The sequence below is a fragment of the Mycolicibacterium smegmatis genome, assembly GCF_001457595.1.
Lineage (GTDB): Bacteria > Actinomycetota > Actinomycetes > Mycobacteriales > Mycobacteriaceae > Mycobacterium > Mycobacterium smegmatis.
On record NZ_LN831039.1, the window covers coordinates 278,633 to 292,720 of the forward strand.

Consider the following 14,088-nt stretch of genomic DNA (forward strand, 5'->3'; position numbering starts at 1 on the left):
TACCCTCACGGCCATGCCTGACGCGCCCAGCAAGGACGCCCCCGAGCGGGAGCCCGAGACGGATCCGGGAGCCACCGGCGGAATCTTCAGCAGCTACGGCGTCGCCTCGGCCGTGCTCGGGGTCATCGCGATCGCCGCGGTGGTGCTCGGAACCATGATCTTCACGGCACACCGCGACGAGATCTCCGAACGCGACTATCAGACCCGCGTGCTGCAGGCCGCGGCCGAGTGGACGAACGTGCTGATCAACATGACCGCCGAGACCGTCGACGCCGACATGCAGAAGCTGCACGAGGGCACCGTCGGACAGCTCAACAACGACTTCGACTCCGCGGTGCAGCCGTACCGCGAGCTGGTGCAGCGCCTGCAATCCCGCACCACCGGCCAGCTGGACTCGGTGGCCATCGAATCGCTGTACCACCCGCAACCCGGACCCGACGGCCGCGTTCAGCAGCCCGAACGGGCCGAACTCACGGGAATGGTGTCGCGGATCGACACGGTCCTGGTGGTGGCGACATCGGTCACCGAGACCGCGGGCTCCGACAAGCCGAGGACCGTGCGCTGGAACCTGCGCCTCGACGTCGCCGACGTCGACGGTCAGCTGATGATCTCGCGTCTGGAGCCCATCCGATGAGGAACCGGTTGCGCGTGCTGGCCTTCGACGTCGCCGCCCCGCTGGCCGCGATCGCCGCGCTGGTCTATCTGGGCGCGGCCCTCGGCTGGCCGACGTGGTGGGTGTCGGTGTGCTCGATCCTGTGCCTGCTGATCGTGCAGGGCGTGGTGGTCAACGTGGTGCTGGCCTGCCGCGACGGCGTGACGCTCGGCACCGACGACGACGGGCCCGGGCTGCGGCTCGCGGTGGTCGGCGTCGCCACGGCCGCGCTGGTGGCAGCCGTGGTGGTCGGCTATCTCCGCTGGACCGCTCCCGACGACGAGTTCAACCGCGACCGCGAACAGGTGGTGCGCATCGCCAGCAGCGTCGCCGAAGCCACCGCGACGTTCACCCCGCAGAGCCCGACGGCATCGATCGACCGGGCCGCCGCGCAGATGGCGCCCGATCGTGCCGAGGCGTTCAAGAACGAATTCGCCACGGTGGCAAAGGACCTCACCAGCCGCAACGTCTCGGCACAGGCCAGCACGGTCTCGGCCGGTGTCGAGGCGCTCGGACCGCGGGCCGCCAGTGTCGCCGTCGTCCTGCGCGGTACGCAGAGCGTGCCGGGCAAGCCCACGGACAACGCCGTGCTGGCGCTGCGGGTCACGCTCACCAAGTCCGACGGCCGCTGGCTCGTCGACGACGTACGCCCGGCCCACTCCCGCTGAGCACTCCCGCTAACTCGCGCTAGTAGGCCTTCTTGGGCCTGCGGGAGTCGATCACGCCGGTGTTGAACCCGGCGAGGTGCAGGCCGCCGGCGAACCGGGCGTGCTCGATCTTCATGCAGCGGTCCTGCACCACCTGCAGCCCGGCGGCCTCGCCGTCACGGACCACCTCGTCGTGGCGCAGCCCGAGCTGCAGCCACAGGGTCTTGGCGCCCACCGCGATGGTCTCCTTGAGCACATCGGGCAGGTCGTCACGCCGACGGAACACGTCGACCAGATCGGGCACCACGGGCAGCTCGGACAGGCTGGGGTACACCGGTGTGCCCTCGATCTCCTTGATCGTGGGGTTCACCAGGTAGATGTCGTAGTCGCCGGTCGACTTGAGGTAGGTCCACACGAAGTAGCTCGCGCGCGACGTGTTGGCCGAGGCGCCCACGATGGCCACCGAGCGGGTCTCGCGCAGGATGCGCTGGCGGGTCAGGGCGTCAGTCATCGGCTTTCTCCGCTTGTGTCAGTGCCTGGTCGAGATCCCAGATGATGTCCTCGACGTCCTCGATGCCCACGCTGATGCGGATGAGCTCGGGGCCGACGCCGCCCGCGGTGAGCTGCTCGTCGGTGAGCTGGCGGTGTGTCGTGCTGGCGGGGTGCACCACGAGCGTGCGCACGTCGCCGATGTTGGCCAGGTGGCTCGCGAGTTGCACGGAGTTGATGAACTTCTCGCCCGCGGCGCGGCCACCCTTGACGCCGAACGCGAACACCGCGCCGGGGCCGTCGGGCAGGTAGTGCCTGGCCCGGTCGTGATGCGGATGCGACGGCAGCCCGGCCCAGCGGACGTACGTCACGCGCGGATCGGCCTCGAGCCACTCGGCGACCGCGCGCGCGTTGGCGATGTGGGCGGCCATGCGCTGCGGTAGCGTCTGCACGCCCTGTAGGAGCTGGAAGGCCGACTGCGGGGCCAGCGTGGCACCCAGATCACGCAGCTGCTCGCTGCGCAGCTTGGTCAGGAACCCGAACTCGCCGAAGTTGCCCCACCAGCTCAGCCCGCCGTAGGACGCGACAGGCTCGGTCATCTGCGGGAATTTTCCTGCGCCCCAGTCGAATCGGCCCGCGTCGACCGCGACGCCGCCGAGCGTGGTGCCGTGCCCGCCGATGAACTTGGTGGCCGAGTGCACGACGATGTCCGCGCCGTGCTCGATCGGACGGCACAGGGCAGGCGTGGCGACCGTGCTGTCGACGATCAGCGGAACCCCGGCGTCCCTGGCGACCTCGGCCAGACCTGCGAGGTCGGCGATCTCACCGGACGGATTGGAGATCACCTCGGCGTAGATCAGCCGGGTGCGGTCGGTGACCGCTGCGGCGTAGTCGGCCGGGTCGGTGCCGCCCACGAACGTGGTGTCGATGCCGAACCGGCGCAGCGAGACGTCGAGCTGCGTGACGGTGCCGCCGTAGAGGCTCGCGGCCGACACGATGTGGTCGCCTGCGCCCGCGAGCGCGGCGAACACCGCGAACTGCGCGGACAGACCGCTGGCCGTGGCCACCGCACCCAGCCCGTTCTCCAGGCTTGCGATGCACTCTTCGAAGGCTGCGACGGTGGGGTTGCCGATCCGGCTGTAGATGTTGCCGTACTTCTGCAGTGCGAACAGGTTGGCCGCGTCGTCGGTGTCGTTGAAGACGAAGCTGGCGTTGGCGTAGATCGGCGTCACCCGTGCACCGGTGGCAGCATCCGGACGTTGTCCGGCGTGTATGGCGCGGGTGGCCAGGCCGAAGGTTCGGTCAGTCACGAGTAGCCATCAGTACCCGTGGCGTGGGTGTGAGTCAAGCCATCCGCTCGGCCAGAACCGAATCCGCCTGCCGGATCACTTGCCGCTGCGCTGCGCGGCGATCTTCGCGAACCGGTCCGACAACCGCTGCATCCGCAGCAGCAGCGACGCACGGGGGCTCACACTGCCCTCCAGATACGTCGCGAACTCTTCGTTGGACACCCCGACGCGCGAGGCGAATTCCGGCGGCGCGAGCTTCGACCGGCGCAGCATGGCCTGGATCTGCTTGGCCACCTCGGCGCGTTCAGACGCCTCGAGGTGGTCGCGGGTGCGCACGAGAACTTCCGACAGGGCTTTCGAGACGCCGTAGGGCCGGGCGGTCTCCAGGACCTCCTCGACCTGACGGGCGGTGCGGCCGTACGGGTCCCGTTTGATCGCAGCGACGATGCGCTGCCACACCGTCAGATCGTCGGTCTCCAGTGCCGCGCGGATCGCCGCGGTGGGCCAGTACTCGACCGGGCGGTCGTCGAACTGTCGCTGGGGACCGCGCGCTGCGCCGCGGGCGGGAGCCTGGGGATCCCGCGGGCGCACCGCTGCCGGGCGCGGCCCTTGGTTCCGTTGGCCGGGGGATCGGTTCGAGGGCGGTTGTATGGGCGACATGTCTTTGCGACGCGCGTCCCGCATGTCCCGAACGTCGGGGGCCAACGTCACTTCGCCTCCTCCAGCATTGCTACCGCGACCGACAGGCAACGCTGCCTGACCTTTTCCCAATCCTCAGCCGCGTCGGGACCCGACATTCGGACATCGTGTTCGTCGGACGGCTGCGGGTCGGCCAGCCGGCGCACCAGCTGCGTGGCCACCCACCGGTTGCTTGGGTCTCGCCCACAGTAATACCGGTCCATGCTCGCCAGCACCAGAGCTGCCGTATGAGAATCCATCAAATCCACCAGACGTGCGAAATCCTCGAAGTCCTTGGTGGTGTTGCGGCACATGATCAGATAACCCGCCAGCCGCAGGGTCTCGGCGCCCGTGGGGATCTGCAGCCGATCGCCCGTGGGCAACTGGACGTTGGTGGTCTCGACCGGCCCGCGCCGTTCCACCGGGGCCTGTTCGGTGTCGGCCTCGGTCTGCAGGGCGTCGACGGCCACCGACAACCTGCCGCGCCACATCGTCACGGGGTGCAGCCCCGGGGTGTGGGCCTTGGGCCTGCCCGCCCGCTGCGTCGACAGGCGGGTGGTGGGCCGGGTGCAGCCGCTGAAGGCCAGCGGGTCGGCGACACTGATCGTCTGTGGGGCAAGGGTTTTCATGCGTGCCGCGGTGCGCACCATGGTGCGCAGGTCGCTGCCGCTCGGTCCGAGCGCGGCGATGTTGTCGGGGATGATGACCAGGTCGGTCACCTCGATCTTGGGCAGCGGCTTCTCGAAATCCACCTCGGGCAGGATCTTGTCGAGCCAGCGCGGCAGCCACCAGTTCCACTGGTCGAACATCGCCATGAGCGCCGGCACCAGCACGAGCCGCACCACCGTCGCGTCGACCGCGATCGCCACCGCGCACGCGACGCCGAGCTGGGCCACCAGGGGCATGCCGGCGAACGCGAAGCCGATGAACACCGCGATCATGATCAGTGCCGCGCTGGTGATGGTGCGGGCGCTGGTGCTCACGCCGTACGCGACGGCGTCACGCGTGCTGTTGGTCTGCAGGAACCGTTCCCGGATCCGGGTGAGCAGAAAGATCTCGTAGTCCATCGACAGACCGAAGGTCATGGCGAGGACCAGCGGCGGGATCGTGCTGTCCAGGGAGCTGATCCTGGGAAAGCCCAGCTGTTCGAGCCAGCCCCACTGGAAGACCACGACCAGGCTGCCGTACGCCGCGGCCACCGACAGCACGGTCATCAGCACGCCCTTGAAGGCCAGCACCACCGAGCGGATCGACACCAGCAGCATGACGAACGCGATCAGCGCGACGAACACGAACACCAGCGGCTGGGTGGCCGACACCCGGTCGTCGAAGTCCTTGATCAGGGCCGTGGGGCCGCCCACGTCGATCGTGGCGTTCTGGCCTGCCACGCCGGGCAGTTTGGCGCGCATCCAGTCGATGGCCTCGCGCGCGGCCATGTCCTCGGGATCCACCGACAGCACCGCCGAGAGCAGGGCGCTGTCGTTGTCGTCGGACACCACCGGCGGCTGCACCGAGACGACGCTGGGCGCCTTGGTCATCTGCTGGCGCACGGCCTCGATGGTGGTGGTCGCCGCTTGACTTGACGCGTCGCCCTCGCCCGGGAACGTCACCAGCACGCGGATGGGGCCGAGCGCGCCCGGACCGAGCGCGTCCGCGGCCGCGTTGACGCCGCCGCGGATCTCGTGGGTGGGATCGAACTGGCGCTGCATGCTGTTGCCCAGCACCATGTTGAACGCGGGTGCGGCCAGCACCAACAGCAGGATGGCCGCCGCGATCGCCGACGCCCACGGCCTGCGCATCACCGCGCCGGTCCAGCGCGTCCAGAACCGCGACTGCGTCGCCTCGGCCCGCCGCGACCAGTGCAGGTAGGACGACCGTTTGGCCGCGGCCTTGCCGAACGTCGCCAGCACGGCGGGCGTGAGCGTCGTCGAGGTCAGCACCGCGACCGCGACCGCGAGGATCGCGCCGGTGGCCATCGACACCAGCACCGGGGTGTTGATGAGGTAGATGCCGGTGACCGAGGCGATCACGGTCAAACCCGACAGCGCCACGGCGAGCCCCGACGTGGCCATCGCGGCGTCGATCGCATCCTGCTGATCGCGGCCCGCGCGCAGTTCCTCGCGGAACCGCATCAGGATGAACAGTGAGTAGTCGATCGCCACCGCGATGCCGAACATCGACACCGTCGACGTCACGAACACGCTCATCGTCGTGAACATCGACAGCAGATAGACCAGGCCCATGGTCACCACGACCGTGCACACACCCAGCACGAGCGGCAGGGCCGCGGCGGCCAGTGACCCGAACACCGCGAGCAGCACGATCAGGACGATCGGCATGTTCCACTTCTCGGCCGCGGCGATATCGTGCTTGGTGGCCTGCGTCGCCGCGGCGCCCAGCGCGCCCTGACCGATGACGTAGAACTTGACCTTGCCGTTCTGGCTCTCGCCGGGTTCCTCGCCCTGGATGCCGACCTTCTGGCGCAGTTGTTTGGCGACGTCGACCGCGCCGGTGTTGTTGAAGTCGAGTTGCAGCGTGATCACATACGGCCGGTCGGGCTGCGGCGCCGGTTGCTGCGGATTGGGGACGATCTTGACGCTGGGCACCTCGGCCGCGAGCTTCTCGAGATGGACGACGGCGGCGTTCATGTCCTCGTACGACGCGTCGGCCCGCGGTGCGGCCACCAGCGCAAGCGGTGATGCGCCCTGGTCGGGGAAGTGCTCCTCGAGCTGTCGCTGCACGTGCAGCGACTGGGAACCCTCGACCTCGAACCCGCCGCCGGTGAGGTTCGACGACTGGTTGAGAGCGAGGTAGATCGACGGCACCAGGAGCAGCAACCACGTCGCGAACACCGCCCAGCGGAACCTGCGCAAAGTGCTGCTCAAGCGCATCATGAACTGCTGGATGCGAAGTCCCCGCTTTCTCTCCGGCAGGCTCGGTGTCCTGATATCCCTGGCGTGTCTGAGCGTGAGCGTACCTGCACACGGGTACCGTGGCGGGCCACTCATTCGTTCTGTTATCGACCACACCCGTCCTGGCCGTTACCGGCCGCGGTTAACGAATCCGGCGGCCCTGGCGACATAGATGGCAGGATTTCCCCGGCGGCGATGTACGCATCGGATCCGCCGGGGGTCGGACAGGTCACCGATCGCAACGTTTTGTTCGTTCACTTCGTTTGCGAGGGGTAGACGATCGCGAACGAAGGAGCTCGTTGCATGAAGGCCGCCATCACCGGGGCAATCTTTGGGGCCAAGCACGATCTGCGGCGCACGCTGGGAACGGTGTTCGTGGCGACCGCCGTGGGCGGCGCGGCGACCGCCGCGCTGCTCGGCCCGTCGGCCACGGCCGCGACCGACCCCTGCGCGGCCAGTGAGGTCGCACGCACGGTCGGCAAGGTGGCCACCGACACCGGCGACTATCTCGACGAGAACCCGCAGACCAACCAGGCTCTGACCACCATCAGCAAGCAGCAGGCCGGGCCCGCGACCCTCGCGTCGATCAAGACCTATCTGGACGCCAACCCACAGGTCGCCAAGGACCTGCAGCGGTTGCAGCAGCCGCTGACCGCCCTGGGCACCAAGTGCCAGTTGCCTGTGACGCTGCCCCAGCTCCTCGGTCTCGTGCAGGCCGCGCAGCAGCAGGGTACGGCAGCCGCCGGAAGTTTGCCAGGAGGCCTGACGTCGCCTCAGATCGCGGGGGTGCCAGGTGTGGTCGGACCCGCACAGCGGACGCCCATCTCGCCGGTCTCACAGGGCTCCGGGCCACTTCCCGGCCCTGCTGTCACGTCCACACGCTGACCGCCGACGCTCCGCGTCGCCTACCTGAGGCGCGCTGAGCTGCAATTTCGATGCATTGCGACACTGGTTTGAGTGCAAGGCAAGAAACTGGACACAGATTCTGCTTAGCTTTTTACGCCGATAACCGTTTGGCGTTACGGCCTTCCACTTCCGATGAAGGAGCTTGACCATGTTGCTCTCGGCCCAGAATGCGCGGCGAGTGGTTGCTGGCGCGGCCGGCGCCGGCGCTGTAGCCGGTGCGATGCTGTTCGGTGCTATCCCCTCGGCGCTGGCTGATCCGGCCCCGAACCCGCCCAACTGCACGGCCGCAGACCTGGCCGGCGTTGCGTCCGGTGTCTCGGCCGGCACCTCGGCCTACCTGTTCACCCACCCACAGGTGAACGACTTCTTCACCAGCCTCGAAGGGTTGCCCCGGGAAGAGGTGAAGCCCAAGGTTGCCGACTACCTCGCAGCCAACCCGCAGGTGAAGGACGAACTGACCGCGGTGCGCCAGCCCCTTGTCGACCTCAAGAATCGTTGCGGGACCGCGCCGGCACCTGAATTGCCGTAGTCCGCGTGCGGGTGGACATGACCCCCGCCAGCGGTGAGGGATCGCGGGCGCCCGAGGGCGTCAATCGCACGGTCCTCATGGTCGACGACGACCCGGATGTCCGAACCTCGGTGGCGCGCGGCCTGCGCCACTCGGGGTTCGACGTCCGGGTCGCGGCGTCCGGCAAGGAAGCGCTGCGGCTGCTGTCGACGGAGTCGCACGATGCCCTCGTACTGGACGTGCAGATGCCGGAGCTCGACGGCGTCGCCGTGGTCACCGCGTTGCGGGCGCTGGGCAACGACATCCCCATCTGTGTGCTGTCGGCACGCGACACCGTCAACGACCGGATCGCCGGTTTGGAGGCAGGTGCCGATGACTACCTGACCAAACCGTTCGACCTCGGTGAACTGGTGGCCCGGCTGCATGCGCTGCTGCGGCGCGCGAGCCACACCGAGCAGCCGTCCGACACCATGACAGTCGGACCGGTCACCATCGACACCGCGCGCAGGCTGGTGTTCGTCAGCGGTGAACGCGTCGACCTGACCAAGCGCGAGTTCGACCTGCTGGCGGTGCTCGCCGAGAACGCGGGCGTGGTGCTGTCCCGGCAGCGGTTGCTGGAGCTGGTGTGGGGCTACGACTTCGACGTCGACACCAACGTGGCCGACGTCTTCATCTCCTATCTGCGGCGCAAACTCGAACGCGACGGCGTGCCGCGTGTGATCCACACCGTGCGCGGCATCGGGTACGTGCTGCGGGAAGAGCCGTGAGCGCCGAGGTCGGGAGCTGAGTGCGGCGCCTGCGTCTTCCCGCGTTCATCCGGTCGGCATCGCTGCGTACCAGGGTGGCGGTCGCGGCCGCCGCGGCAGCCTCGGCCGTCGTCGCGGCGTTCACGATCCTGACGTCGGTGGTGCTCGCGAGCAACGATGCGGCACAGCTCGATCGGCGTCTCGACGCGATCGTCGACGCCAGCATCAACCCGGAACACCTGCAGGATCCGCAGCGCGGCGTGCTCACCACCGGACGCACCCGCACGGGCGGTCAGGTGGTGTTCCAGCGCGGTTTCCAACTTCCCGCGCTGCCGCCGGGCACCGCCACCGTCGAGGTGAACGGTGTGGACTACCGGGTCCGCACCGTCTCGGTCGACCAGCAGGGCGGCATCATGATGTCGATCGGTATCCGCGCCGACTCCATCTTGTTGAGCGCCAACCGGATTCCGCTGTACGCCGCGGTCGGGGTGGTGACGGTCCTGGTGGCCGCCGGTCTGGGCTGGTTGCTCGCGGGCCCGGCGATCCGGCCGCTGCGCAAGCTCACCGAGCACACCTCCAAGCTGGGCAGCGGCGGCCCCGACACCCTGCCCGAGGTGCGCGGCGTCCGTGAGGCCGAGGACCTCTCGGAGGCCATGTCGGGCATGCTGACCCGGCTCGCGGCCGCGCAGCGCGCGACGACGAATTCGCTTCAGGCGGCACAGGATTTCGCGGCCAACGCCGCGCACGAACTGCGGACGCCGTTGACCGCGATGCGCGCGGATCTCGACACGCTGCGCATCCACGACCTGCCCGAGGACGAGCGCGACGAGGTGGTGGCCGACCTGTCCCGCGCACAACGGCGCGTCGAGGCCATCATCACCGCACTGGGACAACTCGCGTCGGGCCAGCTGGCGCAGGCCGAGGATCGCGAACTCATCGACATCACCGACATGCTCGACCGGGTGGCGCGCGAGAACACCAGGGCCGACACCGATGTGCGCATCGAGGTGCACGCCGACGACGACGTGGGCCTGGTGCTCGGCTGGCCGGGCGGGCTGCGCATCGCCGTGGACAACCTGGTGCGCAACGCGATCACGCACGGCGAGGCCGGCCGGGTCGTGGTGTCGGCGCACCGCACCGGTCAGATGCTGACCATCGTCGTCGACGACAACGGCCGCGGGCTGCCCGTCGAGGAACACGAGACCGTGCTGGGCCGGTTCCGCCGCGGCAGCACCGCGGTGGCCGGTGGGTCGGGTCTGGGGCTTGCGCTGGTGGCGCAGCAGGCCGAGTTGCACGGCGGGCAGATCAAGCTGTCCGACGGTCCACTGGGCGGCCTGCGCGCGACCCTGACGGTGTCGATCGCACCGACCGGTCCGACGGATCAGTTGGCCTGAGCCTTGCGTCGCGCGGCGGCCAGCACGCCGCGCCAGCCGAGCAGAAGTGCCGCGGTGACCAGCGAGGCCACCACGATGAAGCTGACGGCGGTGCCGGCCGAGGTGAGCTTGCGCAGCAGCATGCCGACGACGATGGTGCACAACCACACCGCGATGCCGGTGGGCGCCAACGATGTCGGGCGCTGCCAGCCGCGCGAGACCACCCAGCCGACGAGCGTGCCGACCAGAAACGGCCAGGCCGTCTCGGCGACGCCGGCCACGGTGATCCCCTCGGCGTGGCTGCGCCTGCCGATCGTGCAGAACACCACCACACAGACCAGATCGGCCAGCAGGGCGCGGGCGCTAGTCGCTCGCATACGTCATCACATCCAATACCAGTGGGCTCACTTCGGACACTTCCCGGGTGGCGAAACCTGGTTGCAGCGCAGCCGGTTTGCCGTCCAGCAGCGCGTCACCGGCGGTGGCGGAGGTCAATCGGGAATCCAACCGGAACGAGTCGAACACAAACGGTAGCCCATCGGCCGCGAGCGGATCGGGGCCGTCCATGACATGGAAGTGCAGGTGCGGGGCATCGGAGTTTCCGCTGTTGCCCAGCGACGCGATCACCTGCCCCGTGGCGAGCTGATCACCGGGCTTGACCTTGAGGCTGCCGGGTTGCAGATGCGCGTAGAACGCGTACACGCCGTCGCCGATGTCCTGCACGATGTGGTTGCCGCCGTACTGCTCGAGCGTGAGCCCGCTCGGTGTCACCCCGGGCGTCTGCTCGGGCTGGCCGTCGAGCACCGACACCACCGGGCCGTCGGCGACCGCGCGGATCTCGGCGCCGAAGTACGGGTAGCTCTCGACGGCGGCCTTGTTGCCGGTGTAGATGCGGCCGTCGGTACCGAGTTGCACATAGTCGATGGCGAATCGCTCTGCGGCCCAGATTTTTCCGTTGATCGGGTTGAGCGCCATGCGGTGCGCCGTCATGTCGCAGCAGCTGTTGATGTCCAGCCACCCGTCACCGGTCAGCGGCGGCGAGATCGACGGCGGCTTGCGCGTCTGCACGCTCACCGGTGCGATGGTCTCGGTGACGTTCGCCGGGATGAGCGGCGGCATCGGCTTGGCGACCGTGAGGTCGATGGCATGGGTGAGCTCGGTGGGCACCTGCGCCGGATCGTCGGCGACGACGTCGAGCCATACGGTCGCACTCTGGCCGGGGCCGAGCACGTTGGCGGGTGCGGCGGGGTTGCCGAGCGCCCTGGTCCAGTACTTCAGGCTGTCGCCCGAGAGGGTCAGCAGCTTGCGGTCACCGTCCATGACGCTCACGGCGTTCAGCGTGACGTTGCCCGACATCGGGTTGGTCAGCATCAGCTCGTACGCCAGATGCGTGCGGCCGTCGGTGGTGGGCACCGGGATCGGTTCGGCGAGCACCGATCCGATCACCGGCGTCGGCTGGGCCTTGGGTGTGGTGGTCGTGGTGGCCTCGGATTCGGTGGTCTCGGCCGACGAACATGCGGTCAGGACCACCAGGGCAGTGGCGGTGCCGAGCGACACCGCGAGGGTCAGATATCGCATCAGTTGGGCTCCTGGCGTTCGGGTGCGGGTTCGTGCTGGTCGACCCTGTCGACGTCGAGATCGGTCTCGGTGCGGAACATGAAGAAGAAGATCACCCACCCGATCGCGGAGATGAAGATCCAGCTGATCAGGCGGTAGATGAGCATCGCGGAGATGGCCGAGGCCAGTGTCATTCCCGACGTCACCAGACCGGGCACCAGCACGGCCTCCACGACCAGCAGGCCGCCGGGCATGAGCGGGATCGAGCCGACCGCACGCGCGGCCGCGTACGCCACCGTGACCCCGGCCAGCGACGGATGACCGCCCGCGGCGTAGCACGCGAACGCCAGGCACGCGACGTCGGCGATCCAGTTGAACATCGACCAGCTGAACGACACCGTGAGGTCGCGGCGGCCCAGCTTGACCGCCTCCAGCTGTTTGAGGATCTCGCGCCACTTGGCCAGCCCGGTGTCAGATGGCTTGCCGCGCACCGAGTTCACCCAGTGCAGCACCTTGACGCCGATACCCTCGATCAACTCGGGCCGCGACGCGACGGCCTGGCCGAGCAGCACCAACGCGAGCAACCCGCCGAGCGAGAAGATCAGCGACAGCGGGTTCTTGCTCGCACCGAGCATGAACGCACCGCCGAGGCCGAGCAGCGCCAGGCCGAGGACCTGCAGCACGCCCGACATCACCAGCTGCCACGACGCCACCAACGGCGATGCGCCCCAGATGCGTTGCTGCCGGTATATGAACGTCGTCGAGAGCACCGGGCCGCCCGGCATCGTCGTCGACAACGCGTTGCCCGCGTAGTACGCGGCCTCCGAACGCCACTGGCGCACCTGCACGCCGGCCGACAGCAAAAGCGTCCGCTGGATCTGCGCGAAGCTGTGGATCGACGCCATGGCCGCGACGACCGCGGCCAGCACCCACCACACGTTCGCCGACACCAGGCTCTTCCACGCCTTCGCCAGCTGATCCCATACCAGCGTCACCTCGACACTGAGTACCGCGACCGCGACGGCGATCAGCACCCAGCGCAGCCACCAGTACTTGCCGCGCGCAGAACCCGCCCGGCCGCGGGCGGCGTCCGCCTGCGCGTCGTGTGACACGCTCTACAGGGTAACCGCGCAGTTTGCGGGTTCACGACGGTTCACGCGGGCGTGCCGCGGTTACGCTACGGGCATGGCCCTGGACCCCGTTGCCGACGAAGCAGTATCGCCTCTCGTCCGCAAGGCTGCCGCCTGGTCGTGGCGGCTCCTGATCATCGGCGGCGCGATCGTGGCGTTGCTGTGGCTGATCAAACGGCTGGAGATCCTTTTCGTCCCGGTGGCGCTCGCGACCATGGTCGCCGCACTGCTGCTGCCCGCCGTCGACTTCATGGACCGTCGCGGGGCCCCGCGTGGATCCGCGGTCGCGCTTGTGCTGCTCGGCGGTATCGCCGTGGTGGGCGGCATCCTGACCTTCGTCGTCACGCAGTTCATCCAGGGCGCCCCCGACCTGGTCGAGCAGATGACGCGCAGCATCGACGGCGTGCGGAACTGGCTGATTGACGGTCCGCTGCACCTGAGCAAGGAGCAGATCGACTCGGCCGGCAACACCGCGATCGAGGCGCTGCAACGCAATCAGGAGAAGGTGACCACCGGCGCGCTGTCCACCGCGGGCACGCTCACCGAACTGCTCACCGGGGCCGTGCTCACCCTGTTCACGCTGATCTTCCTGCTGCAGGGCGGGCGCAACATCTTCGCGTTCGTCACCAAGGCGTTCCCCGAGGACGTGCGCGAGCGTGTGCGCGACGCGGGCCGCGCGGGCTTCCACTCACTGATCGGTTACGTGCGCGCGACGTTCCTGGTGGCCCTCGTCGACGCCATCGGCATCGGCACCGGCCTGGCCATCATGGGCATACCGCTGGCGCTGCCGTTGGCGTCACTGGTGTTCCTCGGCGCGTTCGTGCCGCTCGTGGGTGCCGTCATCGCCGGCTTCCTCGCGGTGGTCGTGGCGCTGCTCGCCAAGGGCCTGGTCTACGCGCTGATCACCCTCGGTCTCATCATCGCCGTGCAGCAGCTCGAGGGGCACGTGCTGCAGCCGCTCGTGATGGGCCGCGCGGTGTCGATCCACCCGCTGGCCGTCGTGCTCGCGATCGCAGGCGGCGGTGTGCTCGCGGGCATCGTCGGCGCACTGCTCGCGGTGCCCGCGGTGGCATTCCTCAACAGCGCGACGCGGGTCCTGCTGGCGCGCGATCCGCACGCAGAGGAGGAGGCCCTGGTCGCCGAGAGCACCACGATCATCGCCGCAGAGTCCGACGACCTTCCCGAACGGGAGTAGCCGGGC

The 14,088-nt window shown here is 68.8% G+C and carries 14 protein-coding genes; 7 read left to right on the plus strand and 7 right to left on the minus strand.

Annotation, left to right across the window (positions count from 1 at the left end):
• Window positions 1-13: 13 nt before the first annotated feature.
• Together AT701_RS01225 and AT701_RS01230 are read left to right on the plus strand one after the other, a co-directional pair.
• Entirely contained in the window at window positions 14-634 is a 621-nt protein-coding gene (locus tag AT701_RS01225; protein ID WP_011726766.1) for a hypothetical protein, read from the plus strand.
• Window positions 631-1,320 carry a membrane protein gene (locus tag AT701_RS01230; RefSeq protein ID WP_011726767.1) on the plus strand — a complete coding sequence of 230 codons (690 nt, stop codon included), beginning with the start codon at window positions 631-633 and terminating at the stop codon, window positions 1,318-1,320. Before AT701_RS01225 ends, AT701_RS01230 begins: the two co-directional genes overlap by 4 nt.
• 19 nt (window positions 1,321-1,339) lie before the next feature.
• On the opposite strand, the gene AT701_RS01235 is transcribed toward AT701_RS01230, so the two are convergent.
• The 4 genes from AT701_RS01235 to AT701_RS01250 all read right to left on the minus strand — a co-directional run bounded on the left by AT701_RS01235 (window position 1,340) and on the right by AT701_RS01250 (window position 6,649).
• Window positions 1,340-1,810 carry a CoA-binding protein gene (locus AT701_RS01235; RefSeq protein WP_003891579.1) on the minus strand — a complete coding sequence of 157 codons (471 nt, stop codon included), beginning with the start codon at window positions 1,808-1,810 and terminating at the stop codon, window positions 1,340-1,342.
• On the minus strand, window positions 1,803-3,098 hold the full coding sequence (locus AT701_RS01240) for an O-acetylhomoserine aminocarboxypropyltransferase/cysteine synthase family protein (RefSeq protein WP_003891580.1): 1,296 nt from the start codon (window positions 3,096-3,098) through the stop codon (window positions 1,803-1,805). The genes AT701_RS01235 and AT701_RS01240 overlap by 8 nt, the downstream gene beginning before the upstream one ends.
• A gap of 75 nt (window positions 3,099-3,173) precedes the next feature.
• Complete coding sequence (locus AT701_RS01245) at window positions 3,174-3,788, minus strand: hypothetical protein (RefSeq protein WP_029104505.1); 615 nt, start codon at window positions 3,786-3,788, stop codon at window positions 3,174-3,176.
• Window positions 3,785-6,649, minus strand: coding sequence for an MMPL family transporter (locus tag AT701_RS01250; RefSeq protein ID WP_058124972.1), 2,865 nt, complete (start codon window positions 6,647-6,649; stop codon window positions 3,785-3,787). Before AT701_RS01250 ends, AT701_RS01245 begins: the two co-directional genes overlap by 4 nt.
• 321 nt (window positions 6,650-6,970) lie before the next feature.
• Here AT701_RS01250 and AT701_RS01255 point away from each other — a divergent pair, with 321 nt between their 5' ends.
• The 4 genes from AT701_RS01255 (at window position 6,971) to AT701_RS01270 (ending at window position 10,221) form a co-directional block, all read left to right on the plus strand.
• Window positions 6,971-7,552 carry a hemophore gene (locus AT701_RS01255; RefSeq protein ID WP_058124973.1) on the plus strand — a complete coding sequence of 194 codons (582 nt, stop codon included), beginning with the start codon at window positions 6,971-6,973 and terminating at the stop codon, window positions 7,550-7,552.
• 169 nt (window positions 7,553-7,721) lie between these two features.
• Window positions 7,722-8,102, plus strand: a complete 381-nt coding sequence (locus AT701_RS01260; RefSeq protein ID WP_003891584.1) for a heme-binding protein — start codon at window positions 7,722-7,724, stop codon at window positions 8,100-8,102.
• Between the two features lie 17 nt (window positions 8,103-8,119).
• The gene (locus AT701_RS01265; RefSeq protein WP_003891585.1) at window positions 8,120-8,848 is read left to right on the plus strand and encodes a response regulator transcription factor; all 729 of its coding nucleotides are present in this window, start codon (window positions 8,120-8,122) and stop codon (window positions 8,846-8,848) included.
• A gap of 20 nt (window positions 8,849-8,868) precedes the next feature.
• Complete coding sequence (locus tag AT701_RS01270) at window positions 8,869-10,221, plus strand: HAMP domain-containing sensor histidine kinase (protein WP_003891586.1); 1,353 nt, start codon at window positions 8,869-8,871, stop codon at window positions 10,219-10,221.
• Here AT701_RS01270 and AT701_RS01275 read toward each other — a convergent pair.
• The 3 genes from AT701_RS01275 to AT701_RS01285 are packed head-to-tail and all read right to left on the minus strand — an operon-like array spanning window position 10,209 to window position 12,869.
• The gene (locus tag AT701_RS01275; RefSeq protein ID WP_058124974.1) at window positions 10,209-10,577 is read right to left on the minus strand and encodes a DUF3054 domain-containing protein; all 369 of its coding nucleotides are present in this window, start codon (window positions 10,575-10,577) and stop codon (window positions 10,209-10,211) included. The two genes, AT701_RS01270 and AT701_RS01275, sit on opposite strands and share 13 nt — an antisense overlap.
• A complete protein-coding gene (locus AT701_RS01280) occupies window positions 10,564-11,778 on the minus strand; it encodes a M23 family metallopeptidase (protein ID WP_058124975.1) in 1,215 nt (404 codons plus the stop codon). Before AT701_RS01280 ends, AT701_RS01275 begins: the two co-directional genes overlap by 14 nt.
• On the minus strand, window positions 11,778-12,869 hold the full coding sequence (locus AT701_RS01285; protein WP_058124976.1) for a lysylphosphatidylglycerol synthase transmembrane domain-containing protein: 1,092 nt from the start codon (window positions 12,867-12,869) through the stop codon (window positions 11,778-11,780). Before AT701_RS01285 ends, AT701_RS01280 begins: the two co-directional genes overlap by 1 nt.
• 73 nt (window positions 12,870-12,942) lie before the next feature.
• Here AT701_RS01285 and AT701_RS01290 point away from each other — a divergent pair, with 73 nt between their 5' ends.
• The gene (locus tag AT701_RS01290; protein WP_003891590.1) at window positions 12,943-14,082 is read left to right on the plus strand and encodes an AI-2E family transporter; all 1,140 of its coding nucleotides are present in this window, start codon (window positions 12,943-12,945) and stop codon (window positions 14,080-14,082) included.
• The last annotated feature ends 6 nt before the right edge of the window (window positions 14,083-14,088 follow it).